The sequence below is a fragment of the Ensifer sp. genome, assembly GCF_031989085.1.
In the GTDB taxonomy this organism is placed as follows: domain Bacteria; phylum Pseudomonadota; class Alphaproteobacteria; order Rhizobiales; family Rhizobiaceae; genus Ensifer.
In genome coordinates, this window is record NZ_DALZXU010000001.1 from 1,494,755 (window position 1) to 1,519,222 (window position 24,468).

Genomic DNA, 24,468 nt, shown 5'->3' on the forward strand with positions numbered 1-24,468 from the left:
CTCGTCATTCCGCTCCAGATAAAATCGCCGCCGCCCGATTGTCACTGGCAAATGGGCGGCGCGATGGTTCGTGGATCAGATGTCGAGGTTGTCGGCAAACACGGCGCGTTCCTGAATGAAGCGGAAGCGTGCATCCGCCTTGGTGCCCATCAGGCTGTCGACGGCTTCGCGGGTGCCCTCGAAATCGACGTCGTCGATCTCGACCTTCAGCAGTGTGCGGAACTTCGGATCCATCGTCGTTTCCTTGAGCTGCGCCGGCAGCATCTCGCCGAGACCCTTGAACCGACCGACTTCCACCTTGCCGCGACCGTTGAACTCGGTGCGCATCAATTCCTCTCGATGCGCGTCATCGCGGGCATAAAGCGTCTTTGAGCCCTGGCTCAGGCGATAGAGCGGTGGAACGGCGAGGTAGAGATGGCCGCCGCGGATGAGCTCCGGCATCTCCTGGTAAAAGAAGGTGATCAGCAGCGAGGCGATATGCGCACCATCGACGTCGGCGTCGGTCATGACGACGATGCGCTCATAGCGCAGGTCCTCTTCCCGGTACTTGCTGCGCGTGCCGCAGCCAAGGGCCTGGATGAGGTCGGTGATCTGCTGGTTGGCGCCGAGCTTTTCGCGTCCTGCGCTGGCGACGTTGAGGATCTTGCCGCGCAATGGCAGGATCGCCTGGTTGGCGCGGTTGCGTGCCTGCTTGGCAGAGCCGCCGGCCGAATCCCCTTCGACGATGAAAAGTTCGGCACCTTCTGCGGTGTTCTGGGAGCAATCGGCAAGCTTGCCGGGCAGGCGCAGCTTGCGAACGGCGGTCTTGCGGTTGACTTCCTTTTCCTTGCGGCGGCGGACGCGCTCGTCAGCGCGCTCGATCACCCATTCGAGCAGCTTTGCAGCCTCGGCCGGGTTGTCGGCGAGATAGTGGTCGAAGGGGTCGCGCAGGGCGTTTTCAACGATGCGCTGGGCCTCGACCGTCGCCAGCTTGTCCTTCGTCTGGCCGACGAATTCCGGTTCGCGGATAAAGACGGAAAGCATGCCCGCGGCCGAAATCATCACGTCATCGGTGGTGATGATGGCAGCGCGCTTGTTCTGCGTCAGCTCCGCGTAATTCTTCAGTCCCTTGGTGAGGGCGATGCGGAAGCCAGCTTCATGCGTCCCGCCTTCGGGTGTCGGAATGGTATTGCAATAGGAGTGGACCTGCTGGTCGCCCCCGTACCAGGTGACCGCCCATTCGAGCGAGCCGTGGCCATTCGACTTCTCCGACTTGCCGGCAAAGATCTCGCGGGTGACCGTAAATTCCTTGCCGAGGGTTGCCGCCAGGTAATCCTTCAGGCCGCCGGGGAAGTGGAACACCGCGCGATCGGGGATCTCGGAGCCTTCCTGCAGCAGCGACGGATCGCAGGACCAGCGGATTTCGACGCCGCCGAACAGATAGGCCTTCGAGCGGGCCATCCGGAACAACCGCGCCGGCTCGAAGCGGGCGTGCGGACCGAAGATCTGCGGATCGGGATGAAAGCGGACGCGGGTTCCACGCCGGTTGTGCACGTCGCCCAGTTCTTCGAGACCGCCCTGCGGGATGCCGCGCGAAAAGCGCTGCCGGTAAAGCTTGCGGTTTCTGGCAACCTCGACCTCGAGGTCATCCGACAAAGCGTTGACAACCGAGACACCGACGCCGTGCAGACCGCCTGAGGTCTCGTAGGCCTTGCCGTCGAACTTGCCGCCGGCGTGCAGGATCGTCATGACGACTTCAAGCGTCGACTTGCCGGGAAACTTCGGGTGGTTCTCGACCGGAATGCCGCGGCCGTTGTCGGTGACCGTCAGATAGCCGTCGGCGTCGAGATTGACCTCGATGAAGTTGGCGTGCCCGGCCACCGCTTCGTCCATCGAGTTGTCGATGACTTCGGCAAAGAGATGGTGCAGCGCCTTTTCGTCGGTGCCGCCGATATACATGCCCGGGCGACGTCGAACTGGCTCCAGCCCCTCCAGCACCTCGATCGCCGACGCGTCGTAATCGCCACTGTCGCTGCCTTTGGGCGCCGGGCGCGGTTCTTCACGCGGAGCCGCCGTAGGGCGCTGCACGGGCGCAGCGGCCGGCGCCACGGGCTTCGGTTGTTCGGGCATTGCGGAGAAGAGGTCGTTGCTGTCGTCCATGGGGCGTTTAGATCATTCCTGTCGTGCGGTCGTTTTCATGGCCATAGCAAGACCTCGGTCTTGTCGCCATCCCCCGCCATTCGAATCACTCGAATTGTGCCAGACTCTCGGCGATTATGCGAACAAAACGAGAATATTGGGTGCCGAATACCGAGAAATCAAAGCCTCGGCGCTGGCGTCCGTCTCCAACTGTTGCTTTGGCACCGGGCCGATGGCAAGGCTTTGCGCCAAACCAGGGAGCCCTTCGTTGTCCGTGTCCACAGCTCATTTCTGCTTTCGCCGGCTTGTCGCCGCAATCCTGGCCGTCGGCACCCTCGCAGGCGGGATCACAAGCGCTGAGGCGCAGCAGCTGAAGCCCTACAAGGACGACCTGTTTTCCTATGGCAAGGTGCTGGAGGAAAGCGATGGCGGTGACCACCGCGTCGTCGACTATCAGGAACTTCGCGATATCAACGAGCGGGACGAAATTCCGGAGCGCCGGGTCAAGCGTGCCTTCGTGTCGCTCGGCGTCAAGGGCGAGCAAGCCAACGAGACGCTCGACGTTGGCGGGCGCCCGCTCGAGGTGACCCGTGTCGGGCGGGAGCAAGGTGCGGCATTCAGCGTGATCTTCATCCATGGTCGAGGCGGAGACAGGCGGCTCGGCGCCAACGATTTTTCCTTCGGCGGCAACTTCAATCGCCTGAAGAACTTCGCGGTTGCCAATGGTGGCGTCTATTACGCGCCGAGCGTGCGCACGTTCGATAAGGCGGGTGCCGCCGATGTCGCCGGGCTCGTCAAGCTTGCGGCGGAGCGCTCTGGCGGCCGGCCGGTGGTGTTGGCCTGCGCTTCGATGGGCAGCTTTATCTGCTGGGGCGTTTCCCGTGACGCAGACGCCGTCGCTTCTCTGAGCGGCATGATGATCATGGGCGGTGCCAGCGATCCCGATTTTGCGAAAAGCGCGGCATTTGCCGCCAGGCTGCCGATGTTCTTCAGCCACGGCAGTCGGGACAGCGTCTATCCCGCCACAAGCCAGGAGGCGCTCTACAGATCCTTGAAAGGGCAGGGCTATCCGGCCCGCTTCGTGCTCTTTGAGACCGGATCGCATGGAACGCCGGTCCGCATGACGGATTGGCGCGACGCCTTGAACTGGATCGGCAGCCGATAACGCGCATTCGCTTGGCATTTGTTAACCAGACCAGCAATTTCCGGGTGTAATCCCACGCCTCGTTTCCACCTTTGAAAGTGATCGGCGCGACTATCCCCAACAAATAGGGCTGGGGTATTTTTCATGAATGCGCACATCGAAACACGGCAAATTCCGTTGTGTGTCGACCTGGATGGCACGTTGCTGGCGGCCGATACGCTTTGGGAAGGCGCTGCAATCGTCCTCTTGCGCAATCCGTTGATGGTCTTCCCGATGCTGATATGGCTGTTTCAGGGCAAGGCGCGCCTGAAGCAGGAAGTTGCAGCACGATCCGGGCGAAGGGCCGAAGACTGGCCGTATCGTCAGACCGTGCTGGACCGGTTGGCAACGGAAAAGGCAAGCGGCCGCGATATCGTGCTCGTCACCGGCGCTGCGCCCACCGTCGCCATGGACGTTGCAGCCCATGTCGGTCTTTTTTCGTCGGTCATGCATTCGTCCGATGTGCTGAACCTCACAAGCGACCGCAAGCGTGACGCCCTGGTGCAACGGTTCGGCAAAGGCCGGTTCGACTATATGGGCAACAGCGGTGATGACATTGCGGTATTCGAGGTGTCGCGCCGCGCGATCGTCGTGGCTCCTGATGCGGCGGCGGAAAAATGGCGCCGCAATCACGATGCCGAGAAGCTCGATACCGGCAAGGTAAGCGCGCTGGCCGCCCTGAAGTCGATCCGCGTCCACCAGTGGGCCAAGAACGTGCTGATCGGCGTGCCGATGATCCTCAACCACGAAGTCCTGCATCTGGATGCGCTGGTCAACGTCATCGTGGCGTTTTTCGCTTTCAGCTTTCTCGCTTCCGCCGTTTACGTCATCAACGATCTCTCCGATCTCGCCAACGACCGGCGCCACGCCAAGAAGCGCAACCGTCCGCTCGCGAGCGGTCAGATGTCGGTGCCGACGGCTTTGATCCTCGTCATCTGCCTGATCCTCGCCTCGGTCTCGCTGACGACCATGCTGCCGTTGCATTTCGCCGGCGTGCTCGCCTTTTATGCCTGCGCCACGACGGCCTACACGTTTGTGCTCAAGCGCAAGCTTCTGGTCGATGTGTTCACGCTCGCCGGCCTTTACACGACACGCATCGTCGCCGGTGCGGCCGCAACGGGCACCGAGCTTTCGTTCTGGCTGGTGTCATTCGCAATCTTCTTCTTCCTGAGCCTTGCGCTGGTGAAGCGCTACGTCGAATTGCACGAATTCGAGGACAAGGACGGTGGCGCCGTTCCCGGTCGTGGCTATCTCGCGGTCGATTTCGAAATGGTCGGGCAGGCAGGCGTCGCCTCCGCCTTCACCTCGGCTCTGGTGCTTGCGCTCTACGTGCACAGCAAGGAGCTTCAGGAGATGTATACGACCCCCTGGGCATTGTGGCCGCTTTGCCCGCTGGTGCTCTACATGTTGCTGCGCATCTGGATGCTGGCCCGCCGTGGCATGTTGCATGAAGATCCCGTCGTCTTCATCATGCGCGATTGGCGCAGCCAGTTGACGATGCTGGTCGGGGCATTGCTTATCCTCATCGGAGCGGTAGGGCCGCAATGAACATGCAAGACTACCAAAGCTGGGGCCGTCTCGACCAGCGGCCAAGGCAGGGCATTTCACCCGACGACTACGAAGATCGCATCGGCGCGATCGACCCCGGAGCCTTTCTGCCGTTTGGCAACGGTCGCAGCTATGGCGACAGTTGCCACAACGACCACGGCATGCTGATCGACAACCGTCGGCATGGACGGATCCTCGCCTTTGATCCCGGCACCGGTTTGATGACCTGCGAGGCGGGCGTGACGCTCAGCGACGCTCTCGCGCGCGCCATTCCGCACCGCTTCTTTCTGCCGGTGACGCCCGGCACGGCCTTCGTTACCGTGGGTGGAGCGCTTGCCAACGATGTGCACGGCAAGAACCACCACGCCCGCGGCACGTTCGGCAATCATGTCACCGGCTTCACGCTCTTGCGGTCCAATGGCGAACGCCTGACCTGTACGCCGCAGGAAAACGCTGAGCTCTTTGCCGCGACGATCGGCGGCATGGGACTGACCGGTCTGATCCTGAGTGTCAGTCTTCGCCTGACGAAGGTCCCGTCGCCGCATGTGCAGCAGCACGCCATCCGCTTCGACAATCTCAAGGAATATTTCGGTCTGGTCGATCGCTTCGACGAGGAACACGAATATTCCGTCGCCTGGATCGACCAGTTGGCCACGGGACGGCGCACGGGCCGCGGGCTCTTGCTTGCCGGTGACCATGCGGACGGTTCGTGTGAATTTCCCGATATGCCCAAGGGCATGAAGCTCACGGTGCCTTTTTCGCCGCCGTTCAATCTCCTCAATTTCGCAACGCTCAAGGCCTTCAACGAGTATTATTACCGCAGGCAGAAGGCGGGCGAGACTGTCGCGACGGTGCCGTGGACCTCCTATTTCTATCCGCTCGACGCCATCGGCGCGTGGAACCGGCTGTATGGTCCTAAAGGGCTCTTTCAGCATCAGAGCGTCTACCCGGCCGAGAATGCGCGGGAGATCACCGCCACGCTGATGGAGACGGCGCGGCGCGCTGGACATGCATCGTTCCTGACCGTCCTGAAGCGCTTCGGCGACGTCGCCTCGCGCGGCATCCTGTCGTTCCCGAGGCCCGGTTTTACTTTGACGCTGGACTTCGCCAATCAAGGTGAACGGACAGTAAAGCTCCTGGACCGTCTCGATGCGATCGTTATCGAGGCAGGTGGCGCGATCAATCCTTACAAGGATGCGCGCATGAGCCCACAAGTCTTTGAAAAGTCTTTCCCTTCCTGGCGTTCGCTTGAGGCGCTGCGCGATCCGGCGCTGACGTCGAACTTCTGGCGCCGCACGGCGCTGGCTTTGCCAAAATGAGAATGCAGACAATTTTATTAAATTAAATGCGCGAACTTCACGGAATATGCGTCTCTTGCGTGTAGTTCATTTCCCGGGACTGGGAGTAAAACTATGAAATATATTCCATTCATTCTCTTCACCGTGGCCACCAATGCTGCGGCGCAGTTGATGCTGAAGCAGGGCATGATGTCGCTCGGGCCGATCTCGATGACGGCAGAGACGGCGATCGTCCGCCTGTTCCAGATCGTTTTTAATCCATGGGTTTTCGCCGGTCTCGTGACCTTCGTCATCTCCATGGCATCACATTTGTACGTGCTGTCGAAGGTGGAGCTTTCCTTCGCCTATCCGTTCCTGAGCCTGGCTTATGTGGCGGTGGCGGTTTTCGCCTACTTCGTCTTTCGCGAGGACCTCAATGCCTGGCGCATCGCTGGCATCGCGCTCATTTGCGTCGGAACGGTTCTGATCGCCCAGTCGGGCATGTCATCCCATAGCGACGAAAAGCCGGCCGAAGCGGCTGGTGCAAGAACAGCAGATTTCGGGAGCAAGTCATGAGACATATCATTTTCGGCGGCGACGGTTTCGTCGGCCGGCATCTGGCGCAACGCCTCGTTCAGGACGGCGAGGACGTCGTCATCGCCGATATCGTCAAGTCCGACCTGCCACACTACGGCCGCGCCCGCTTCGTCCATTGCGACGTGACGCAAATGGGCGACGTCCTGAAGGTCGGGATCGGCCCGGACGACATGGTCTACAACATGGCGGCCAAGATGCTGTCGCCGTTGCAGATCCGCTCGAAGCGGTGGGACTTCTTCTGGCCGGTCAATTATTACGGTGCCGAGAACATCATGAAGGCGATGGGGGTGGCGAACGCCTCGCGCCTCGTCCAGTTCACCACCGACATGATCTACGGCCACACGGTGCAGTCGCCGCAGACGGAAGACCACCCGGCAAAGCCGCTCGGCGAATACGGGAAATCGAAGTGGGCGACCGAGCAGCTCGCGGCGCAATGGCGCAAGGAGGGGCTGAACATATCGATCTTCCGTCCGCGGCTGATCATCGGCCCCGGCCGTCTCGGTATTCTGGAGAAACTGTTCAAGCTGATCGACCTGAACCTGCCGGTTCCGATGATCGGTTCGGGCAAGGTGCCCTACCAGTTCATCTCGGTGTTCGATTGCGCCGAAGCCGCACGGCTCGCCTGGAAGGGCGGCGTGCCGAACGAAGCCTATAATCTGGGCTCGGACAGCCCGCCATCTGTGCGTGAGCTTCTCGGCAATCTCATCAAGCACGCCGGATCGAAATCCATCCTGCTGCCGACACCGGGCTTTGCGGTGAAGCAGACGCTGGCGCTGTTCGATCTGATCAACAAGCCGATCATGGATCCGGAGCAGTATCTGATCGCCGACGAACTGTGCGTTCGTGAAACGGGCAAGCTGAAACGCGAGCTCGGTTGGCGGCCGGAGTTCAACGACGGTGACATGCTGATCGCCGCCTATAACGAATATCGGGCCAAGAAGAGCGGCGCGGCCGTTCAACACGCTGCCGCCATCCCGGCCGAATGAGGGGGAAATGACCATGCTGGATAAACCGAACCGTACCGCCGTGCCGGCCCCGTCTCTCGACGGCGGCGTTCCGAGGCCGAACCTGATCAGCGTCGAGCAGGCGAAGGCTATGTCGATCGGCGACATCACCACGGCCTTCAAGGATCATCTCAATCCCGGCCAGTTGCACTTCATGAAGCTGCTCGGTTTTCACAAGGTGAAGATCGAAAGCGCCGAGGGCATGTTCTACACCGATCAGAACGGCCGCAAGATCCTCGATTTCTTCGGCGGCTTCGGCTCGCTGGCCTTCGGGCACAATCACCCGCGCATCCTCGAAGCGCGGCGGAAGTTCCAGGACGAGAAGCGCCACGAAATCGCGATCGCATTCATGTCGCAATATGCAGCGGCGCTCGCCAAGAACATCGCCGCCTGCTCGCCGGGAGACCTCGACATGGTGTTCCTCGGTTCGTCCGGTTCCGAGGCAATGGAGGCGGCGATCAAGCTAGCGGAGCGCGCCGCCGGCCCGAAGCGGCCGAAGGTCGTCTATGCGGAAAACTCCTTCCACGGCAAGACCAAGGGCGTGCTCGCCATTACTGACGGCCAGCTCTATCGCGCCGATTTCAAGCTCACCGACAACACGGTCCGCGTTCCCTTCGCCGATATCCAGGCTGTCGAGGATGCGTTCAGGTCCGATCCGGAGATCGGCGTCATCGTGCTGGAGACGATCCAGGGCGGCGGCGGCATCATCCAGGCGCCGGCTGAGTACTGGCAGCAACTGCGCGCACTGTGTGATCGCTACGGCGTGCTGTGGGTCGCTGACGAAGTGCAATGCGGCTATGGCCGTTCGGGTCGCTTCTACGCCTTCGAACACTATGGTGTGGTGCCCGACGTAACCGCGCTTGCCAAGTCGCTCGGTGCCGGCAAGGCGGCGGTTGGCGCGATGATTGCAAAGCGCGACGTCTACATGAAGGCCTATGGCACCTCGAAGACGGCGATGATCCACGCCATGGCAACCTTCGGCGGCATGGGCGAAGCCTGCATCACCGCGATCGAGGGCATCAACGTGCTCTACGACGAGCAGCTGATCGATCGCGCTGCCGACAGCGGCGATTATCTGCTCGAGCGCCTGCAGGCGTTGAAGGAGAAGTATCCGAAGATCATCAAGGACGTGCGCGGCAAGGGACTGATGGTCGGCCTGGAGTTCCAGGATTTCAGCCAGACCTTGCCGATGGTGCTGCGCCCTGTTGTGTCCGTGCTCGACGACAAGCTGAAGGGGTCGCTTTCCGGCTTCATCGGCGCGCTTCTTCTGCGTGACTACGACGTGCTTGTCGCCTTCACCGAGTACAATCGCAACGTCATCCGGCTGGAACCGCCGCTGATCTGCGAGCGCGCGCATGTCGACCAGTTCATCGCAGCGCTCGACGATCTCCTGGGTCGCGGCATCGTGCGCATCGTCAAGGACTTCGTCGGCAGCCAGATCGGCAGCTGAACCACAGGTCGAAATCCGATCGAAGGGCAGGGGCGCTCAGCGCTTCTGCCCTTTTATGTTCATGTCGAACTCGACGACATTCGAATAGATCGGCGTGCCGACATCCATGCCATAGGGCGCCCGGAAGATGCTGCCGCGGATCTTGAACGAGATCTGGCGGCTGTTCCAATCCGTAAGCTTGACCGAAAACTGTTCCTTGCGGGCCTTGCCGCGCGCCGTCAGCGTGCCCTCGACGGCGGCGCTGTCGGGACCCGTCTGCCTGACGCTGGTCGAGCGGAAGGTGACGGTGCGGTAGGTCGCGCTGTCGAACACGGCACTCGATTTCAGGAAGTCTTCGACGCGACTTTCGCCGGTCTCGACACTTTCGGGATAAAGCGTGAACTCGACCGACGAGCGGCCGATGTTGTTGCCGTCGATACGGAAATTGCCGGAGAATTTGCCGAAGTCGCCGACAATGCCGCCGCCGCCGACCTGCGCGACGGAGAAGTGGATCCGCGATGCGCCGGTGATGCCATAGTTGCCGGCCGCATCCGCAAGCTGCGGCGCGCTGGCAAACGCTGCGTCAGGTCCAGGGCTCGCCGCGAGCACGACGCTGATGAGTGCCAGGGCGACTGTCGGCCATGGTTTCGATTGCTGCTTCGTCATGGTTCACTTCCTCTTGGCAATGGCCTGGCCGCCCTTGACGTGTTCACCGCGTCGATACGACCTGGTGGTCAACATGCGGGCCAGCACCTCGTCACGGCGCACCAGGTGGTGATAGACCGCGGCGAGCGCATGGAGAGCGACGAGGCCAAGTGTGGCGTAGGCGAGCACGGCATGGGTCGAAGTCCAGAAATTTTCGGCGGCTTCCGATTTCGCCATCGGCAGATGCGGGATGACGAACCAGTCGAAATAGAAGCTCGGAATGTTCAGCGTCGACGTCGAGGCGACCGCCCAGCCGGCCAGGGGAACCGCGAGCGTCAGAACGATCAGAAGGACATGCGTCGTTGCCGATGCACGCCGCTCCAGCGGCGAAAGGCCAGCTGTCGGTTGCGGCTTGCGATCGAACAGATGCCAGGCGGCGCGAAGCGCTGCGAGCCCAAGTACGGTAAAGCCAAACGATTTGTGCCACTGGTAGAGCGAGAATTGCAGCGCCGGGTCCAGCGATAGCCTGCGCATGGAAAAGCCGAGCGCGATGAGACCAAGGATCAGCACGGCGATGGTCCAATGCAGGATGATCGTCACCCAGCCGAAGGTCGACTTGCCGTTTCGCAGCATGGTACGCTCCCGCGACCTCTATCCAACGTCTGCGACGTCGCGCTTGTCGCTCGGATGGGACCCACGGATCGTCGCTTTTATTCGCCGACAATACCGTAAATCTACGGAGGATTTACGTTGATGCGACCGAAAGACGTCTCATTTTCTTGTCACCAGGCTGTGAACGCCTGGCCCTTGCGAAATCCCGTCCACCGGAACATCGATCATGACAACGAACAATTCGACAAGCCAACTGGTGCCGTTTGAGGACGTCGTCATGACGCATGCCAACGCGGGTATCGCGCTCGGCGCTGAGCGCCGGTTCGAGGAATCGGTGGCTCAATGGCAATTGGCCTCACAATTGGTGGACGCGAATTTCGAGGGCGAAGATTTCTACTATTGGGTCAAGAGCGGCTATGGTGCGGCCCTTCACGATGTCGGCCGCCACCGGGAGAGCATTGCGGTTTCGAAGCTCGTTCGTGAATGGACGCTTTCGCTGCGCCAGCCGATCGCATCGTTGACCATCGCCCGAGCCTATCTGGCCCTCGGTGAGGCCGAAAATGCCCGCGGCCATATCAAGGACGTCCAGCGGTTGGTGGGGGACCGTGTGTTCGGCCTGTTCGATCGGCAGCACCTGGCCGAAATCCGCAGGGCGATTGCAACATGACCGTAAGCTCAGGAGATATCGGTTGCCGGTTGTAGTTCGACACCGAGGTCGTCGGCCACGGTCCGTATCATCAGGGCTCGCACGGCCGTTGGCGAAAGCAGCGGCACCGGCAATACGGCCATGCTGGAGAGGCCTATCCCAAGGCCGAGGATCCGCCAGGCGACCGTTTCGGCGTGTGCATGCGTCCGAAATTCACCGCCGGCTATGCCATCGGCAATGATCTCGCAAAGCAGGCGGTGCCAGCCGGACACTGCCTCCGCGTAGGCGCTGGCCAACGCTGTGTCCGCCTGGGCCGCCCGCCAGGCCTGCGCCCAGAACCACATGCCGCTGTCGCGAGCATCGTCCGTGTGGTCGCTGACGAACAGTTTGAGCGCCGCGGTCGGCGTCAGCGTCGGGCGCATCTCGATGAAGGCTTTGCGGGCTGCGGCCTCGTAGTCCAGGAAAGCCGCGCATTTGAGTTCGCTCGCCGTCTTGAAGTGATGGTGGATGATGCCGTTCGCCGCGCCCATTTCAGCAGCGACCCGCCGGGTCGTCATCGCGTCGAAGCCGTCCTTCAGCATGACGGCGCTGGCCGCAGCAATAATCGCTTCGCGCCGGGCGAGGCGGGTCATGTAAACCATATTCAGTCTCCGGTTGTAGGCGATTGACATAACATGAATTTGGGCATATGTCCAACTTGAGCGTTGGCTCAAATCGTTGGCGGACGATCTAAAACCGCGGCCGGCATTTTTGTCCCGGTCCTCGTTTTCATCTATTCGATATTTAGGGAACGCTCATGAGCGAAAATGTATTGCCGCCCGACGCCGAAATTACCTTCCGCCGGATCTCTGCCCTGACCGTCTGCGACGTGTGCGAATTGAGCGACACGTTGAGTGAAGGGCAGCGCAACATGGTTGCCGACAACGGCACCTCGATCGCCGAGGCGCATTTCTCGGAAAATGCCTGGTTCCGTGCGATCTACGCCGAGGAGACGCTGGTTGGCTTCATCATGTTGCACCAGGGCTCGGATTGGGATGACGGCATCGATTGCCCCGGCGTCTATCTCTGGCGCTTCATGATTGCTCGCCCCTTCCAGGGCAAGGGTATCGGCAAGAAGGCGATCGATCTTGTCGTGCGCGACCTCAAGGCGCGTGGCATTCGCGAACTCTACACCAGCTACGGTCTGGGCGAAGCAAGCCCGGAAGGCTTCTACAAGGGCCTGGGCTTCGTGCCCACGGGTGACAGCTACGGCGAGGAGCCGGAGGCCGTGCTTAAATTCGCGGCCTGATCGAGACATCATTGGCGGCGCTTGATAAAGCGTTGCCCAGAATACCTGACGAGAGAGACATGCAAAACGACCTTCACGAAGCCAACAGGCTTTCATGGAACGCGGCAACCGTCGCGCACAACAGCCACAAGGGCGATCAAGCCACGTTCTTCCGCAACGGCGGTTCAACGCTCTATCCGGAAGAGATCGAGTTGCTCGGCGACCTGAGCGGCCTCGATCTTCTGCATTTGCAATGCAACGCCGGCCAGGACAGTCTGAGCCTTGCACGGCTAGGTGCGAATGTAACCGGCGTCGATATTTCCGACGAGGCGATTGCCTTTGCCACGCGGCTTTCGCGAGAAAGCGGTGTAGCAGCCACCTTCGAGCGCGCCGATCTTTTTCACTGGTTCGACACGGCCAGGGCACGCGGCCTGACCTTCGATCGCGTCTTTGCCTCCTATGGCACGATATGCTGGCTGTCCGATCTCGGCCCCTGGGCCCGCGGCATTGCTTCGGTGCTGAAGCCGGGCGGGCGATTTGCCTTCATCGAGTTCCACCCGTTCGCGATGGTCTTCGATGAAAAATGGCAGCCGCGTTACGACTACGCGCCGCGAGAGCCGGTCTCGGAGCCGGGGGTCGGCGACTATGTCGCCGCATCCGGGACGGGGCTGGCCCAGGATGGCTACGAAGAGGGTGTGGTGGATTTTCGCAATCCGCATCCTTCGTTCGAGTTCAATTGGGGTATCGCCGACGTCGTTCAGGCTCTGATCGATGCAGGCCTCCGGATCGAATGCCTGAAGGAGTATCCCTATTCGAACGGCTGGGTCGGCTTCGAGGCGATGCGCGACGGCGGCAGTGGACGGATGCTGCCCCCCGAAGCCATGCCGAGCGTTCCGTTGATGTATGCGATCGCTGCGGCAAGGCCGAAATCGGCGGCGGCGGTGGCATCGCGTCGAGAAACGGTAATCCGGCCCTACCGTGCCGAGGATCGAGACCGGCTGGTCGACATCTGGCTTGCGGCCTCGCGCGTCGGGCATCCGTTTCTTGGCGAAGAACGCCTGCTCGTTCAGCTTGAGATGGTCCGAGACACCTACCTGCCGATGGCAGACAACTGGGTGGCCGAGGTCGATGGGCGTCCGGCTGGCTTCATCGGCTTGATCGACAGTTTCATCGGCGGCCTTTTCGTCGATCCGCAAATTCACGGTGCCGGCATCGGCCGCGGGCTGATCGAGCACGCCGCTGAGCGCCTCGGTCGCCTTGAGGTCAGCGTCTACGCGGACAATGGCGACGCGGTCGAATTCTACCGCCGTCGCGGATTTGTCGAGACGGGGCGTCAGGAGACGGACGATGAAGGACTGCCGTTCGCCGTGATCCACATGGCCCGCGGCGACTGATACAGCAGACGACCGGCGGGGCCATTCGCAGTGGCCCCGCCGTATTTATCCAATGCGCATGCTTTTCTTTGCCGATGGCATTTGCTAGGCCGCTTCCGGAGAAAAAGTCCTGAACCGGAGGAAAATTCATGACGCCTGACATCCGCCCGCTCGTCGCCGGAAACTGGAAGATGAACGGAACGCGCGCATCGCTCGACCAGATCAAGGCGATGGCTGAAGGGGTCAAGGGCGATCTGTCCGGCAAGGTCGAGACTTTGATCTGCCCGCCCGCGACATTGCTTTACGTGGCGACGGCGCTTTGCGACGACAGCCCGTTGATGATCGGGGCACAGGATTGCCATCCCAAACAGTCCGGCGCACACACCGGTGACGTCTCGGCCGAGATGATCGCCGATTGCTTCGGCACGCATGTGATCGTCGGCCATTCCGAGCGCCGCACGGACCACGCCGAACAGGACAGCGTCGTGCGCGCCAAGACGGACGCGGCGCATGCTTCCGACCTGATTGCCATCGTCTGCATCGGAGAAACCGGTGACGAGCGCAAGGCGGGCAAGACGCTCGACGTGCTCAAGCGTCAACTCGCCGAAAGTCTGCCCGACACGGCGACGGCGGAAAATACCGTCATTGCCTACGAGCCCGTCTGGGCGATTGGCACCGGCCTGACGCCGACCGCTTCCGACATCGAGGAGGCGCATGCCTTCATGCGCCGGGAACTGGTGTCGCGCTTCGCAGACGCAGGGGCAAAGATGCGCATCCTCTATGGCGGATCGGTCAAGCCTTCCAACGCACGCGAACTGATGGGCATCGCCAATGTCGACGGCGCGCTGATCGGTGGCGCAAGCTTGAAAGCCGAAGACTTCCTCGCCATTTATCGGGCTTATGGTGATTTGACGGCCTGATTGTCCGGCACTGGCCGGGCAGGGGGTTGGAATAGCGGACAGGTTGGTATAAAGAGGCGCGAAAATTGCGCCCCGGAAACCCCGTGTCCGCGCAAGATTTGATTCGTTTGCCCAAAGGGCAGGACTGGAAGCTGATGCAGACCGTACTACTCGTCATCTATCTCATGGTCGTCGTTGCCCTGATCGGCGTCGTTCTCATTCAGCGTTCCGAAGGCGGCGGCCTCGGCATCGGTGGCGGCTCGGGCTTCATGTCCGCACGCGGCACGGCCAATGCGCTGACCCGCACCACGGCGATCCTTGCCGCGCTGTTTTTCGTTCTGGCTCTGGCGATGGGCATCCTTGCCCGTTACGAGCCGCAGGCGACCGACATTCTCGACCGTATTCCGGGCACGAGCTCTGGCGGCGGCGTGCTCGATTCGCTCGGTGGCGGCAACACCCAGGCTCCGGCTGGCGGTGCAACCCAGCAGCCGGCGACCGGCAACGGCGCCGCAGCACCGGCTCCCGCCACCACGGGCGAAGCTCCGGCCGGCGGTGCTGCGACAACGCAGACACCCGCAGCCGGCGCAAACGGCAATACGGGATCGCAAGTTCCCAGCGGCCAATAAGGTCGCAAATCTGAAGAACCCGCCGGCGGATGGCACCATCCGCCGGTTTTGTTTTGTGTGAAAATCAGATTCCCTTCGAAGACGGAAAAATTCGGATAGACGAATTTTTCGGTGGCGGAATCGTTTGTTAAAAGGTATCCGGTGACTCCCATGGCGCGATATGTATTCATCACTGGCGGCGTGGTATCCTCCCTCGGAAAAGGCATCGCTGCGGCCGCTCTTGGAGCGTTGTTGCAGGCACGCGGCTACCGAGTGAGACTGCGCAAGCTCGACCCCTACCTCAATGTCGATCCGGGCACCATGAGCCCGACCCAGCACGGCGAGGTGTTCGTCACCGACGACGGCGCCGAGACCGATCTGGATCTCGGCCACTATGAACGCTTCACGGGGCGTTCGGCGACGAAGACCGACAACATCACCACTGGCCGGATCTACAAGAACATCATCGACAAGGAACGTCGCGGCGACTATCTCGGCGCGACCGTTCAGGTGATCCCGCACGTCACCAACGAGATCAAGAACTTCGTTACCGAAGGCAACGACGACTATGATTTCGTGCTGTGCGAGATCGGTGGCACCGTCGGCGACATCGAAGCGATGCCGTTCATGGAGGCGATCCGCCAGCTCGGCAACGATCTGCCGCGCGGCACCGCCGTCTATGTGCACCTAACGCTGATGCCCTATATTCCGGCGGCAGGCGAACTGAAGACCAAGCCGACCCAGCATTCGGTCAAGGAACTGCAGGCACTGGGTATTCACCCCGACATCCTGCTCGTGCGCGCTGACCGCGAAATTCCGGAAGCAGAGCGCCGCAAGCTGTCGCTGTTCTGCAACGTGCGCCAGTCCGCGGTCATCCAGGCGCTTGATGTCGCCTCGATCTACGACGTGCCGATCGCCTATCACAAGGAAGGCCTCGACAACGAAGTGCTCGCAGCCTTTGGCATCGAGCCCGCACCCAAGCCGCGCATGGAAGCATGGGAAGAGGTTGCCGATCGCATCCGCACGCCGGAAGGCGAAGTCACCATCGCGATCGTCGGCAAGTACACCGGCCTGAAAGACGCCTACAAGTCCCTGACCGAGGCGCTCTATCACGGCGGTATCGCCAACCGCGTCAAGGTCAAGCTCGAGTGGATCGAGTCGGAAGTCTTCGAAAAGGAAGATCCGGCGCCGTACCTGGAAAAGGTACACGGCATCCTGGTGCCCGGCGGCTTCGGCGAGCGCGGTTCCGAGGGCAAGATCAACGCGGCGCGGTTCGCCCGCGAACGCAAGGTGCCGTATTTCGGCATCTGCTTCGGCATGCAGATGGCGGTCGTCGAGGCGGCACGCAATCTCGCTGGCATCGACAAGGCGTCGTCGACCGAGTTCGGCCCCACCAAGGAGCCGGTCGTCGGCCTGATGACCGAGTGGGTGAAGGGCAACGAACTGCAGAAGCGCACCGCCTCGGGCGACCTCGGTGGAACGATGCGTCTTGGCGCCTATCGCGCGGCCCTCAAGGCCGATACCAAGATTGCCGACATCTATGGCACGACCGACATTTCGGAGCGCCATCGCCACCGCTACGAGGTCAATGTCGACTACAAGCCGCAGCTTGAAACCTGTGGCCTGGTGTTCTCCGGCATGTCGCCTGACGGCATCCTGCCCGAGACCGTCGAATACCGTGACCATCCGTGGTTCATCGGCGTGCAGTATCATCCGGAGCTGAAATCGCGTCCGCTCGATCCGCACCCGCTGTTTGCAAGCTTCGTGGAAGCGGCGCTGGAGCAGTCGCGTCTCGTCTGATCCGTTTGCGTGATCCTGAAAATAACGGCCGGTCCCTCATGACCGGCCGTTTTCGTTTCTGCGCCCGACGCTGCCCTGTTACCGACGTGACGGTCGGGCTCGCCGGCGCGAAAAGATGTAGCTGTAAAGGCTGCCAACGCCGAATGGCAGTACGAATGCGGCGATGGTCACGACGGCCAGCAGCGGCCCGGCATTGAGCATCGACGCGGCCAGCATCAGGACGGTGCCGGAAATCAGCATCAGTCGACCGGTCAGGCGATGCGTCGCCACCCAGTTGGACGGATCGGCGAGCGTCCAGGGCAGACGGAGGCCGGCAAAGCCGTTCGGTTGCGATTTTGGCATCACATTTCCGATGATGATGGAAAGTAGACCCATGGCGAATGCGATGACCCGAACCATCGATACGTCTATCCCGAGGCCGATGAGAACGATGACGGTCTGGATTGCCGTAAAGAGGGCAAGCATGCCGGTGGATGTGGCGGCGGCGACATGACGGCCGGCCTGCCGGGCGGGAGCGAAGCGGCCGGCAAGAGCCATCAACGCCAGAACGACCGTTGCACCGATGGGCGCCAGCAACAGTGCCCGGTCGCGTGGCCAGAATAAGTCAGCGTCGCCGTCGACGCCCCAGTGGACCGGTAGTTCGGTGTCGGTTGGAATCATGAGGTAGCCGGCGCATGTCGCGGCGGCAAGGAACGCGGCCAGGGGTATGACGAGGGGAGCACGCAGCACAGATGTCATGGCGATTTATCCTTGTTGCCCAGAAGCCCGCTCAAGGCTTCTTCCAGGACGGACATGTTGAGGTGATAGATCAGGCTGGTGCCACGGCGCTCCACCGCGACCAGTTCGGCATCGCGCAGCTTGTTGAAATGGACAGAAAGCGTCGGCTTGGTCAGGTCGAAATGGCTGGCGAGTTCGCCGGCGCTCATCGGCCCGCTTTTCAGCAATGCCAGGATTTGTCGCCGCACGGGGTGTGAAAGTGCTTCGAAGACGGTGTTGATCCGCATGGCCATTGTCCGTTGTCGAATCATAATTAGAAATTCATCTAATTAGAGTCAAGACGAAAGAATGTCATCTGGCGCTGCAATGCCAATGGGATGGGCGGCGGACAGAAGCGGGGACGGATAGAGGAAGGGCAGTTTGCCCAGCGGCGCTACTTGCCGGTTGCGTTGGCCTTGAGCCAGGCGGTCTGGCGCCGTGCACGCCGCAAGGCCGTAAAGGCAGCGCCGAGCGAGACGACGACGAGGGCGACGAGTATCACTTCACCATCGCCGAGCCAGAGCCCTTCAAAAGCCGACACGACCGCGGCGGCGGTGATCGCCGCCATGCGGTGCTGTTTTGCCATCGGCCCGGAAAAGTCGCTCGGCGCGCCATTGGCACGGCCGAGCTCGCGGACATAGGCCGTAAGGACGGCAAAAGCGCCTGCGGCAAAGCCGAGCGCCGGTAGGCCGATGGCATAGCCGGCGCCGACGAATATGACGAGGTCGGCGATGCGGTCGGGAAACTCGTTCCAGAAGGGGCCGTCGGGCGCGCCCTTGCCGCCCTCGACGGCCACCATGCCGTCGAAGAGATTGCAGAGAAGCCGCATCTGGCAAAACAGCGCAGCCGCGATGAAGAGCAGGGAGCGAAAGCCGTCCTGCGTCTCGCTGGTCAGCCAGAAGGCTAGGCCCGCCAATGCCGCGGCCGCCATGCTCGCCTGCGAGATCTGGTTGGGCGTGATCGCCATCCCGACGAGCCGCCGTGCGATCGCCTGCGCCCAGCGGGTGTTGCGGCTCGCAAGCGGCCTGCGGTCGCCGGTTTCTGTCATGGTTCAAGCTCCCCGCGGCTGATCGAATAGTTGTAGGCAACCGCGTAGCTGGTCGAGACCACGAGCGGCACGGCAATGGTCTTCAGGATTTCCGGCGTACCGGTCAAAGCATGGATTGCAACGAGAATGCTCGTCGAGGCAAGGCAGGCCAGAAGCGGCGGCATCCACAGCCGTGTTAAACCGCGGAAACGGCGAGAGAGCGCATCGATCGCCGATTTCAGGCAAAGCGTCAGCGCGGCCGAAAGCGCGCCCTGCACCAGGCCAGCGACAAGCGGGCGTGGCATCGGGTGGTGGCGGTTGGCAAACAGCGCCCATCCACCCATGGCCACGAACGCGAAGACAACGTGGACGACGCTGCTGCGGGCAAGGACGCGCAGGCGGCTGTTCATGTCAGCGACCACCAGTATCGCGTCAGGTGAAAGAAGATCGGTGCCGAGAACACCACCGAATCGAGCCGGTCGATCAGGCCGCCATGGCCTTCGATCAGATGTCCCCAGTCCTTGACCCCGCGATCCCGCTTGATCGCCGACATCACCAGTCCGCCGAAGAAGCCCATCATCGTAATGATGAACGACATCAGCCCTGCCTGAAACGGCGTAAACGGCGTGATCCACCAGAGCGAGGCGCCGAGCAACGTGGCGCTGGCGACGCCGCCGACGAAGCCCTCCACCGTCTTCGACGGCGAAAGCATGGGGGCGATCTTGGTGCGACCGAAGAGCTTGCCCCAGACATATTGCAACACGTCGCTCGATTGCACGACGATCACCAGGAAGGCGATCAGCAACACGTTGCGCCCCTCGTAGCCGGGGATCTGCAGTGTCAGGAGCGCCGGCACGTGCGATGCGCAGAAGACGCAGATCATCAAGGCCCATTGCACTTCGGAGATCCGCAGCAGGAAGTTCTGCGTGTCGCCGCGCAGGACCGCGATGATCGGCATCAGCAGGAAGGCATAGACGGGAATGAAAATGGCATAGATGCCGTATTCCTCCGCCCACAGCAGATAATAGTTGATCGGCAGGGCCAGGAAGAAGGCAGCAGCGATTGCCCAATGGTCGGCGCGCCGCGTGTTGATCAGCGTAATGAATTCGCGCAGCGCTGCAAACGAGCAGAACGCAAAGAGCAGCAGCACCCCGACACGTCCGGCAATGAAGGCGATGGCGATCAGGAACACCATCGCCCACCACGCCTTGATGCGGGCATTGAGGTTCTCGATGGCGCCATTCGACCCGTCGGGCGAGAGCTTGCGTTGCAGGGCGTAGCCGACGGCGGAGGCAAACAGCAGGATGCCGCCGACGCCGAGCAGCAGGGTGACCATGTCGGAAGTCGTCGTGCTCATGCGTCGTTGTCCGTCTGTGCCGGGGCGAGCGCAACGAGTGCGCCTTCGGCCCTGGCGATGAAGTCTTCCTTGCTCTCGTCCGGCTTGACCTTGAGCGGTTCGCCGAAGTTGATCGTGCAGATCAGCGGGATAGGGACGAACTCGCCCTTCGGCATCACGCGGTTGAGATTGTTGATCCAGACCGGCACGAGGGCCACGTCCGGCCGCTTGCGGGCGAGATGGTAGAGCCCGCTCTTGAAAGGCAGCAGCCTGGCTTCGGTCTGGTTGCGGGTGCCTTCGGGAAAGACGATCAGCGAGGCGCCGTCGTCGAGCGCTGCCGCCATCTGCTCCACGGGGTCGCTGGTGCGCGCCGCCGGATCGCGCTCGATCAGCACCGCATTGAAGACGTCGCGGCCAATGAACGATGTCAGCTTCGATTTCAGCCAGTACTCGGCGCTGGCGACGGGACGGGCGTGTTCGCGCAGCCAGGGCGGCAGCACCGCCCAGATCAGGATGAAATCGCCATGACTGGAGTGATTGGCGAAATAGACGCTCTGTTTCGGCGGCAGGCCCGTTTCGTGCCAGAGCGCCCGGGCGGCTGTGAGCGCGCGGGCGAACATCATGATGGCGACCGATGCGAGCTTGGCGAGTAGGGGGCGAATCATGCCGCTTCACCTCCCTGCCGGCGGAATCTGGCATGCGCGGGCGTTTCATGGGGGCGCAGCCCATATCCCGGGACTGGTGATGAAGTGCTCAAACGGTTTCCCTCAAATGCGTCTGCCCTTGTAACCTCAGGCTGCATCCGCCGACATTACGCGATTGTGTCGGCTTCACAAGCGGACGAAGGCGCTGATGAAATGGTGACGGGCGAGATGCACCGTTTCTTCGATCCCGTTCGATTTTTCATCTAGGGCCGGAAACAATGCGACGTCGCACCGCAGCCTTCGGCACGCGCTTGGCCGCAGTGCGGCGTTGACCATATGGCCAGCCGCCGCTAGTTTTCCGGCTGAAACAGAGGAGCGTCGTCCAATGCGCCAGTAATGCCCGGTGAGAACCGAATTCGCCTCAACTTCGCTTGCGAAGGGGATGGACGATGGCATTGCTTGATCCGCAACCGACGGACGGACGCTGGGGCATTTCTGCCTGCGATCTCTATTTCCCACCGTGAGCGGTCATATCTGGACATGTTTCCAAGGGACCGATTATGCAAGATACATCCACCAAGCTCGATATCATCGATCACAACCGCCAGGCCTGGGACAGGCAGGCGAGCCGGGACTGCGAATGGTCACGTCCGGTAACGCCGGGCCTGATCGCTGCTGCCCGTCAAGGACGATGGCAGGCCCGACTGACGCCCGGCGATCTGCCGCAGGGATGGCTGCCCGACATCCGCGGCAAGAGGATACTGTGCCTGGCTTCGGCCGGGGGGCAGCAGGCGCCTATACTGGCTGCGGCGGGCGCCGATGTTACCGTCTTCGACATCTCGGAAGGGCAGCTTGACCAGGACCGGCTGGTGGCGGAGCGCGAAGGCCTGTCGCTGACAGCGGTCCAGGGCGACATGCGCGACCTCTCGATCTTTGCCGACGGCACCTTCGACATCGTCTTTCATCCGATATCGAACCTTTACGTGCCGGATATCGAACCGGTCTGGCGCGAGTGCCACCGGGTGCTGAAGACCGGCGGGCGACTGCTGGCAAGTTTCTTCAATCCGGTGGTTTTCGTCGGCGATCGAGACCAGAGCTATGCCGAGCAGGGGCTCATCCGGCCGGCATATGCGCTTCCCTTTGTCGAGGCAGAGCATCTCGCTGCCGAAGCGCTGCAGGCCAAGATCGAGCGTGGCGAAGCCCTGGTGTTCGGTCATAGCCTCGCCGCGCAGATCAATGGTCAGCTCAGGGCCGGGTTCGTGCACGTTGGCTTCCACGAGGATTGGCAACCGGTGCCGCGTTTCCTGATCGATCGTTACCTGCCGACCTTTATCGCGACCTGCGCGATCAAGAGCGATCTCGGCCTTTGATGCCGGTGGTCCAGCGTCGCTTACCGGACCCTGGTCGGTGACGGATCGGGCGCAACCGCAGCAGACAGGACGCTGCGGTTGCGCTTCGGCGCCGCTTCGCGGCTGCGCGTTACGTCGTGTTACTGTTACGTACTCGCCAACCCGGTGGATTCGTTCTTTTGTGGTCTTCCACGAAACTGGAAAGGGTCAGTACGGATGCGCCACATATCTAAGTTGCTTGTGCCTTTGACGATCGTCCTGATTGGGCTTTCGGGCTGTGCTACCACGTCCTCCAGCAATACGTCCTATGCGCAGCCGCAAACGTTCGCTCCCGGTCTCGGGGCCTCGAACACGGCCAACTCCACCGCGGCACCGGGCTATTATTGACGCTCAGGCGGTTCGGCACCTGCCGGCATTCGTAGATCTGCGGCGGAGGGTGTCCGGCGCGGGCGGTTCCTGCTTGTAACCGATGTCTGGGCCCGGGCGGCCAATTGCCGCCATGCTTGCCAGCTGGCTTGCATTCCCCGGCCAAAAGTTGCAAACAGCGGCGAACCATCAGGGAACACGCCATGAGCCTCTCCAAGCGCACCACCCGCCCGCTCGATCACCTCGTGCTGCCGGTGGATACGCTGTCTCAGGCCCGCCGTCGCCTTGGCGAACTCGGCTTCACGGTCGCGGAAGATGCCCGCCATCCTTTCGGCACCGAAAACGCCTGCGTCTTTTTCTCCGACAACACCTATCTCGAGCCGCTGGCGGTTGCGTCGCGTGAGGAATGCGAGGCCGCCGCCCTGGACGGCAATGCGTTTGTTGCGCGCGACCAGGCGTTCCGATTCCGCCAGGGGGCGCAAGGGCTGTCGGCGATCGTGCTCGGCACTGAAGACGCTGCCATGGATCACATGCGGTTCCGTGCCCGAGGCATTTCCGGCGGCGACATGCTGGAATTCTCGCGCCCGATGCGGTTGCCGGATGGCCGCGAGGGGCTCGGCTCCTTCCGGCTCGCCTTTGCCGCCGACCTGCGCTCCCCGGATTTCTTCCTGTTCAGCTGCCAACGCGTGCGCGCGCTTCCGACCGACCGCGGCGCGCTCGAGCGGCACGCAAACGGCGTGCTCGGCATAGCCGAGGTCGTGCTGTCCGAAACGAACCCGACGGATTTCCAGTACCTTCTGCAAGAGGCCGTGGATGAGCGCGAGGTCGAGGCGCACTCCTTCGGCATGGACATCGAGACGACCAATGCGAAGATCTCGGTTTTGAGCGCCGCCGGCATGGAAGCCTTCTTCGGCCGCTCGGTTCGCAACGCCGAACGCGGTCTGCGTGGCCGGGCCGTGGTCTTCCGCGTCGCTGACATCGAAGTGACGCGTGCGCATTTTGCGCTGAACGATATCGAATTTTCAGAAATGGGCGGACGCCTCATTGTTCCCGAAATCGCGGGGCAAGGGGTGATCTTCGCTTTTGGAGCTTGATGATGGAAACGAATGCCAGAGTAGTCGTCGGTGACGGCGCCAACCAGGTCGCCTTTTCGCAGAAAGAGCGGCTGTCGCTGATCGCCGGCCCCTGTCAGATGGAAAGTCGCGAGCACGCCTTCATGATGGCGGGCGCGCTTGCCGAACTCTGCAAGTCGCTCGATATCGGCCTCGTCTACAAGTCGTCCTTCGACAAGGCCAACCGCACGTCGCTATCGGGCAAGCGCGGCATCGGCCTCGACACGGCGATGGAGGTCTTTGCCGACCTCAAGAAGGAATTCGGCTTCCCGGTCCTGACCGATGTCCACACGGAGGAACAGTGCGCCCTCGTCGCCGAGACGGTCGATATCCTGCAGATCCCGGCCTTCCTGTCGCGACAGACAGACCTCCTGGTGGCGGCGGCCAAGACCGGCCGCACCATCAACGTCAAGAAGGGCCAGTTCCTGGCACCCTGGGACATGAAGAACGTGCTCGCCAAGTTCACCGAGAGCGGCAACCCCAACATCCTTCTGTGCGAGCGTGGCGCATCCTTCGGCTACAACACGCTGGTGTCCGACATGCGCTCGCTGCCGATCATGGCTTCGCTCGGCGCGCCCGTCGTTTTCGACGCGACGCATTCGGTGCAGCAGCCGGGCGGGCAGGGCGGTTCTACAGGCGGCCAGCGCGAGTTCGTCGAGACGCTGTCGCGTGCGGCCGTTGCCGTCGGCATTGCGGGACTGTTCGTCGAAACCCACGAAGATCCTGACAACGCACCTTCCGATGGTCCCAACATGGTGCATCTGAAGGATATGCCGCGATTGCTCGAAAAGCTGATGGCATTCGATGCCGTTGCCAAGGGCTGAGCCAGTCTCGTGAAATTTTCATGAACCCTGATGGCGCGAACGTTTTTGCAT

26 protein-coding genes are annotated in these 24,468 nt (G+C 61.9%); 15 read left to right on the forward strand and 11 right to left on the reverse strand.

Annotated features, from left to right (window positions below):
- Positions 1–75: 75 nt before the first annotated feature.
- Positions 76–2,139: a DNA topoisomerase IV subunit B gene (gene parE / locus RTP54_RS07315; protein ID WP_312361728.1), complete on the reverse strand. Its 2,064-nt coding sequence runs from the start codon at positions 2,137–2,139 to the stop codon at positions 76–78.
- 211 nt (positions 2,140–2,350) lie between these two features.
- Here parE and RTP54_RS07320 point away from each other — a divergent pair, with 211 nt between their 5' ends.
- The 6 genes from RTP54_RS07320 to RTP54_RS07345 all read left to right on the forward strand — a co-directional run bounded on the left by RTP54_RS07320 (position 2,351) and on the right by RTP54_RS07345 (position 9,177).
- The gene (locus RTP54_RS07320) at positions 2,351–3,283 is read left to right on the forward strand and encodes a hypothetical protein (protein ID WP_312361731.1); all 933 of its coding nucleotides are present in this window, start codon (positions 2,351–2,353) and stop codon (positions 3,281–3,283) included.
- A 123-nt stretch (positions 3,284–3,406) separates the two neighbouring features.
- On the forward strand, positions 3,407–4,849 hold the full coding sequence (locus tag RTP54_RS07325) for a UbiA family prenyltransferase (protein WP_312361733.1): 1,443 nt from the start codon (positions 3,407–3,409) through the stop codon (positions 4,847–4,849).
- Positions 4,846–6,168 carry an FAD-binding oxidoreductase gene (locus RTP54_RS07330; RefSeq protein WP_312361735.1) on the forward strand — a complete coding sequence of 441 codons (1,323 nt, stop codon included), beginning with the start codon at positions 4,846–4,848 and terminating at the stop codon, positions 6,166–6,168. Before RTP54_RS07325 ends, RTP54_RS07330 begins: the two co-directional genes overlap by 4 nt.
- Positions 6,169–6,261: 93 nt before the next feature.
- Positions 6,262–6,702: an EamA family transporter gene (locus RTP54_RS07335; protein WP_112809846.1), complete on the forward strand. Its 441-nt coding sequence runs from the start codon at positions 6,262–6,264 to the stop codon at positions 6,700–6,702.
- Positions 6,699–7,709 (forward strand): NAD-dependent epimerase/dehydratase family protein, encoded by a 1,011-nt coding sequence (locus RTP54_RS07340; protein ID WP_112809845.1) that lies wholly within the window; start codon positions 6,699–6,701, stop codon positions 7,707–7,709. Before RTP54_RS07335 ends, RTP54_RS07340 begins: the two co-directional genes overlap by 4 nt.
- A 13-nt stretch (positions 7,710–7,722) precedes the next feature.
- Complete coding sequence (locus tag RTP54_RS07345) at positions 7,723–9,177, forward strand: aspartate aminotransferase family protein (protein ID WP_312361739.1); 1,455 nt, start codon at positions 7,723–7,725, stop codon at positions 9,175–9,177.
- Between the two features lie 36 nt (positions 9,178–9,213).
- On the opposite strand, the gene RTP54_RS07350 is transcribed toward RTP54_RS07345, so the two are convergent.
- The gene (locus tag RTP54_RS07350) at positions 9,214–9,822 is read right to left on the reverse strand and encodes a YceI family protein (RefSeq protein ID WP_112816728.1); all 609 of its coding nucleotides are present in this window, start codon (positions 9,820–9,822) and stop codon (positions 9,214–9,216) included.
- Between the two features lie 3 nt (positions 9,823–9,825).
- Positions 9,826–10,434 carry a cytochrome b gene (locus RTP54_RS07355; RefSeq protein ID WP_312361741.1) on the reverse strand — a complete coding sequence of 203 codons (609 nt, stop codon included), beginning with the start codon at positions 10,432–10,434 and terminating at the stop codon, positions 9,826–9,828.
- Between the two features lie 205 nt (positions 10,435–10,639).
- Between RTP54_RS07355 and RTP54_RS07360 the strand changes: the two genes are divergently transcribed.
- Positions 10,640–11,080, forward strand: coding sequence for a hypothetical protein (locus tag RTP54_RS07360; protein ID WP_112809841.1), 441 nt, complete (start codon positions 10,640–10,642; stop codon positions 11,078–11,080).
- 8 nt (positions 11,081–11,088) lie between these two features.
- Here RTP54_RS07360 and RTP54_RS07365 read toward each other — a convergent pair whose 3' ends face one another.
- Entirely contained in the window at positions 11,089–11,700 is a 612-nt protein-coding gene (locus RTP54_RS07365) for a TetR family transcriptional regulator C-terminal domain-containing protein (RefSeq protein ID WP_312361743.1), read from the reverse strand.
- Positions 11,701–11,855: 155 nt separating this feature from the next.
- On the opposite strand from RTP54_RS07365, the gene RTP54_RS07370 reads away from it, so the two are divergent.
- From RTP54_RS07370 to RTP54_RS07390, 5 genes are all read left to right on the forward strand, one after another.
- Entirely contained in the window at positions 11,856–12,347 is a 492-nt protein-coding gene (locus RTP54_RS07370) for a GNAT family N-acetyltransferase (protein ID WP_112809839.1), read from the forward strand.
- Positions 12,348–12,406: 59 nt separating this feature from the next.
- Positions 12,407–13,720 (forward strand): bifunctional class I SAM-dependent methyltransferase/GNAT family N-acetyltransferase, encoded by a 1,314-nt coding sequence (locus tag RTP54_RS07375; RefSeq protein WP_312361744.1) that lies wholly within the window; start codon positions 12,407–12,409, stop codon positions 13,718–13,720.
- Positions 13,721–13,848: 128 nt separating this feature from the next.
- The gene (gene tpiA / locus RTP54_RS07380) at positions 13,849–14,619 is read left to right on the forward strand and encodes a triose-phosphate isomerase (protein ID WP_312361745.1); all 771 of its coding nucleotides are present in this window, start codon (positions 13,849–13,851) and stop codon (positions 14,617–14,619) included.
- A gap of 134 nt (positions 14,620–14,753) precedes the next feature.
- Complete coding sequence (secG, locus tag RTP54_RS07385; protein ID WP_112809893.1) at positions 14,754–15,224, forward strand: preprotein translocase subunit SecG; 471 nt, start codon at positions 14,754–14,756, stop codon at positions 15,222–15,224.
- Between the two features lie 141 nt (positions 15,225–15,365).
- Positions 15,366–17,003, forward strand: coding sequence for a CTP synthase (locus RTP54_RS07390; RefSeq protein ID WP_162703545.1), 1,638 nt, complete (start codon positions 15,366–15,368; stop codon positions 17,001–17,003).
- A 78-nt stretch (positions 17,004–17,081) separates the two neighbouring features.
- Here the strand turns inward: RTP54_RS07390 and RTP54_RS07395 are convergent, their stop codons facing one another.
- The 7 genes from RTP54_RS07395 to RTP54_RS07425 all read right to left on the reverse strand — a co-directional run bounded on the left by RTP54_RS07395 (position 17,082) and on the right by RTP54_RS07425 (position 21,222).
- Positions 17,082–17,741 (reverse strand): SdpI family protein, encoded by a 660-nt coding sequence (locus RTP54_RS07395; protein WP_312361746.1) that lies wholly within the window; start codon positions 17,739–17,741, stop codon positions 17,082–17,084.
- Complete coding sequence (locus RTP54_RS07400) at positions 17,738–18,007, reverse strand: autorepressor SdpR family transcription factor (protein ID WP_312361747.1); 270 nt, start codon at positions 18,005–18,007, stop codon at positions 17,738–17,740. The genes RTP54_RS07395 and RTP54_RS07400 overlap by 4 nt, the downstream gene beginning before the upstream one ends.
- Before the next feature lie 146 nt (positions 18,008–18,153).
- Positions 18,154–18,807, reverse strand: a complete 654-nt coding sequence (locus RTP54_RS07405; protein ID WP_112816722.1) for a CDP-alcohol phosphatidyltransferase family protein — start codon at positions 18,805–18,807, stop codon at positions 18,154–18,156.
- Positions 18,804–19,196, reverse strand: a complete 393-nt coding sequence (locus tag RTP54_RS07410) for a hypothetical protein (protein WP_112832680.1) — start codon at positions 19,194–19,196, stop codon at positions 18,804–18,806. The genes RTP54_RS07405 and RTP54_RS07410 overlap by 4 nt, the downstream gene beginning before the upstream one ends.
- Positions 19,193–20,143: a phosphatidate cytidylyltransferase gene (locus RTP54_RS07415; RefSeq protein ID WP_112809833.1), complete on the reverse strand. Its 951-nt coding sequence runs from the start codon at positions 20,141–20,143 to the stop codon at positions 19,193–19,195. Before RTP54_RS07415 ends, RTP54_RS07410 begins: the two co-directional genes overlap by 4 nt.
- Entirely contained in the window at positions 20,140–20,784 is a 645-nt protein-coding gene (locus tag RTP54_RS07420; RefSeq protein WP_409517118.1) for a lysophospholipid acyltransferase family protein, read from the reverse strand. Before RTP54_RS07420 ends, RTP54_RS07415 begins: the two co-directional genes overlap by 4 nt.
- 168 nt (positions 20,785–20,952) lie before the next feature.
- Positions 20,953–21,222: a hypothetical protein gene (locus tag RTP54_RS07425; RefSeq protein ID WP_312361750.1), complete on the reverse strand. Its 270-nt coding sequence runs from the start codon at positions 21,220–21,222 to the stop codon at positions 20,953–20,955.
- A 104-nt stretch (positions 21,223–21,326) separates the two neighbouring features.
- Here RTP54_RS07425 and RTP54_RS07430 point away from each other — a divergent pair, with 104 nt between their 5' ends.
- The 3 genes from RTP54_RS07430 (at position 21,327) to kdsA (ending at position 24,417) form a co-directional block, all read left to right on the forward strand.
- A complete protein-coding gene (locus tag RTP54_RS07430) occupies positions 21,327–22,136 on the forward strand; it encodes a class I SAM-dependent methyltransferase (RefSeq protein WP_312361751.1) in 810 nt (269 codons plus the stop codon).
- 548 nt (positions 22,137–22,684) lie between these two features.
- Positions 22,685–23,575, forward strand: a complete 891-nt coding sequence (locus RTP54_RS07435; RefSeq protein WP_312361753.1) for a VOC family protein — start codon at positions 22,685–22,687, stop codon at positions 23,573–23,575.
- A complete protein-coding gene (gene kdsA / locus RTP54_RS07440; protein ID WP_162703544.1) occupies positions 23,575–24,417 on the forward strand; it encodes a 3-deoxy-8-phosphooctulonate synthase in 843 nt (280 codons plus the stop codon). The genes RTP54_RS07435 and kdsA overlap by 1 nt, the downstream gene beginning before the upstream one ends.
- Positions 24,418–24,468 lie beyond the last annotated feature (51 nt).

Coding starts and splice junctions, on each gene's coding strand:
- parE (WP_312361728.1), bottom strand. CDS start 2,139: ATGGACGACAGCAACGACCTCTTCTCCGCAATGCCCGAACAACCGAAG.
- RTP54_RS07320 (WP_312361731.1), top strand. CDS start 2,351: ATGGCAAGGCTTTGCGCCAAACCAGGGAGCCCTTCGTTGTCCGTGTCC.
- RTP54_RS07325 (WP_312361733.1), top strand. CDS start 3,407: ATGAATGCGCACATCGAAACACGGCAAATTCCGTTGTGTGTCGACCTG.
- RTP54_RS07330 (WP_312361735.1), top strand. CDS start 4,846: ATGAACATGCAAGACTACCAAAGCTGGGGCCGTCTCGACCAGCGGCCA.
- RTP54_RS07335 (WP_112809846.1), top strand. CDS start 6,262: ATGAAATATATTCCATTCATTCTCTTCACCGTGGCCACCAATGCTGCG.
- RTP54_RS07340 (WP_112809845.1), top strand. CDS start 6,699: ATGAGACATATCATTTTCGGCGGCGACGGTTTCGTCGGCCGGCATCTG.
- RTP54_RS07345 (WP_312361739.1), top strand. CDS start 7,723: ATGCTGGATAAACCGAACCGTACCGCCGTGCCGGCCCCGTCTCTCGAC.
- RTP54_RS07350 (WP_112816728.1), bottom strand. CDS start 9,822: ATGACGAAGCAGCAATCGAAACCATGGCCGACAGTCGCCCTGGCACTC.
- RTP54_RS07355 (WP_312361741.1), bottom strand. CDS start 10,434: ATGCTGCGAAACGGCAAGTCGACCTTCGGCTGGGTGACGATCATCCTG.
- RTP54_RS07360 (WP_112809841.1), top strand. CDS start 10,640: ATGACAACGAACAATTCGACAAGCCAACTGGTGCCGTTTGAGGACGTC.
- RTP54_RS07365 (WP_312361743.1), bottom strand. CDS start 11,700: ATGGTTTACATGACCCGCCTCGCCCGGCGCGAAGCGATTATTGCTGCG.
- RTP54_RS07370 (WP_112809839.1), top strand. CDS start 11,856: ATGAGCGAAAATGTATTGCCGCCCGACGCCGAAATTACCTTCCGCCGG.
- RTP54_RS07375 (WP_312361744.1), top strand. CDS start 12,407: ATGCAAAACGACCTTCACGAAGCCAACAGGCTTTCATGGAACGCGGCA.
- tpiA (WP_312361745.1), top strand. CDS start 13,849: ATGACGCCTGACATCCGCCCGCTCGTCGCCGGAAACTGGAAGATGAAC.
- secG (WP_112809893.1), top strand. CDS start 14,754: ATGCAGACCGTACTACTCGTCATCTATCTCATGGTCGTCGTTGCCCTG.
- RTP54_RS07395 (WP_312361746.1), bottom strand. CDS start 17,741: ATGACATCTGTGCTGCGTGCTCCCCTCGTCATACCCCTGGCCGCGTTC.
- RTP54_RS07400 (WP_312361747.1), bottom strand. CDS start 18,007: ATGCGGATCAACACCGTCTTCGAAGCACTTTCACACCCCGTGCGGCGA.
- RTP54_RS07405 (WP_112816722.1), bottom strand. CDS start 18,807: ATGACAGAAACCGGCGACCGCAGGCCGCTTGCGAGCCGCAACACCCGC.
- RTP54_RS07410 (WP_112832680.1), bottom strand. CDS start 19,196: ATGAACAGCCGCCTGCGCGTCCTTGCCCGCAGCAGCGTCGTCCACGTT.
- RTP54_RS07415 (WP_112809833.1), bottom strand. CDS start 20,143: ATGAGCACGACGACTTCCGACATGGTCACCCTGCTGCTCGGCGTCGGC.
- RTP54_RS07425 (WP_312361750.1), bottom strand. CDS start 21,222: ATGCCATCGTCCATCCCCTTCGCAAGCGAAGTTGAGGCGAATTCGGTT.
- RTP54_RS07430 (WP_312361751.1), top strand. CDS start 21,327: ATGCAAGATACATCCACCAAGCTCGATATCATCGATCACAACCGCCAG.
- RTP54_RS07435 (WP_312361753.1), top strand. CDS start 22,685: ATGAGCCTCTCCAAGCGCACCACCCGCCCGCTCGATCACCTCGTGCTG.
- kdsA (WP_162703544.1), top strand. CDS start 23,575: ATGATGGAAACGAATGCCAGAGTAGTCGTCGGTGACGGCGCCAACCAG.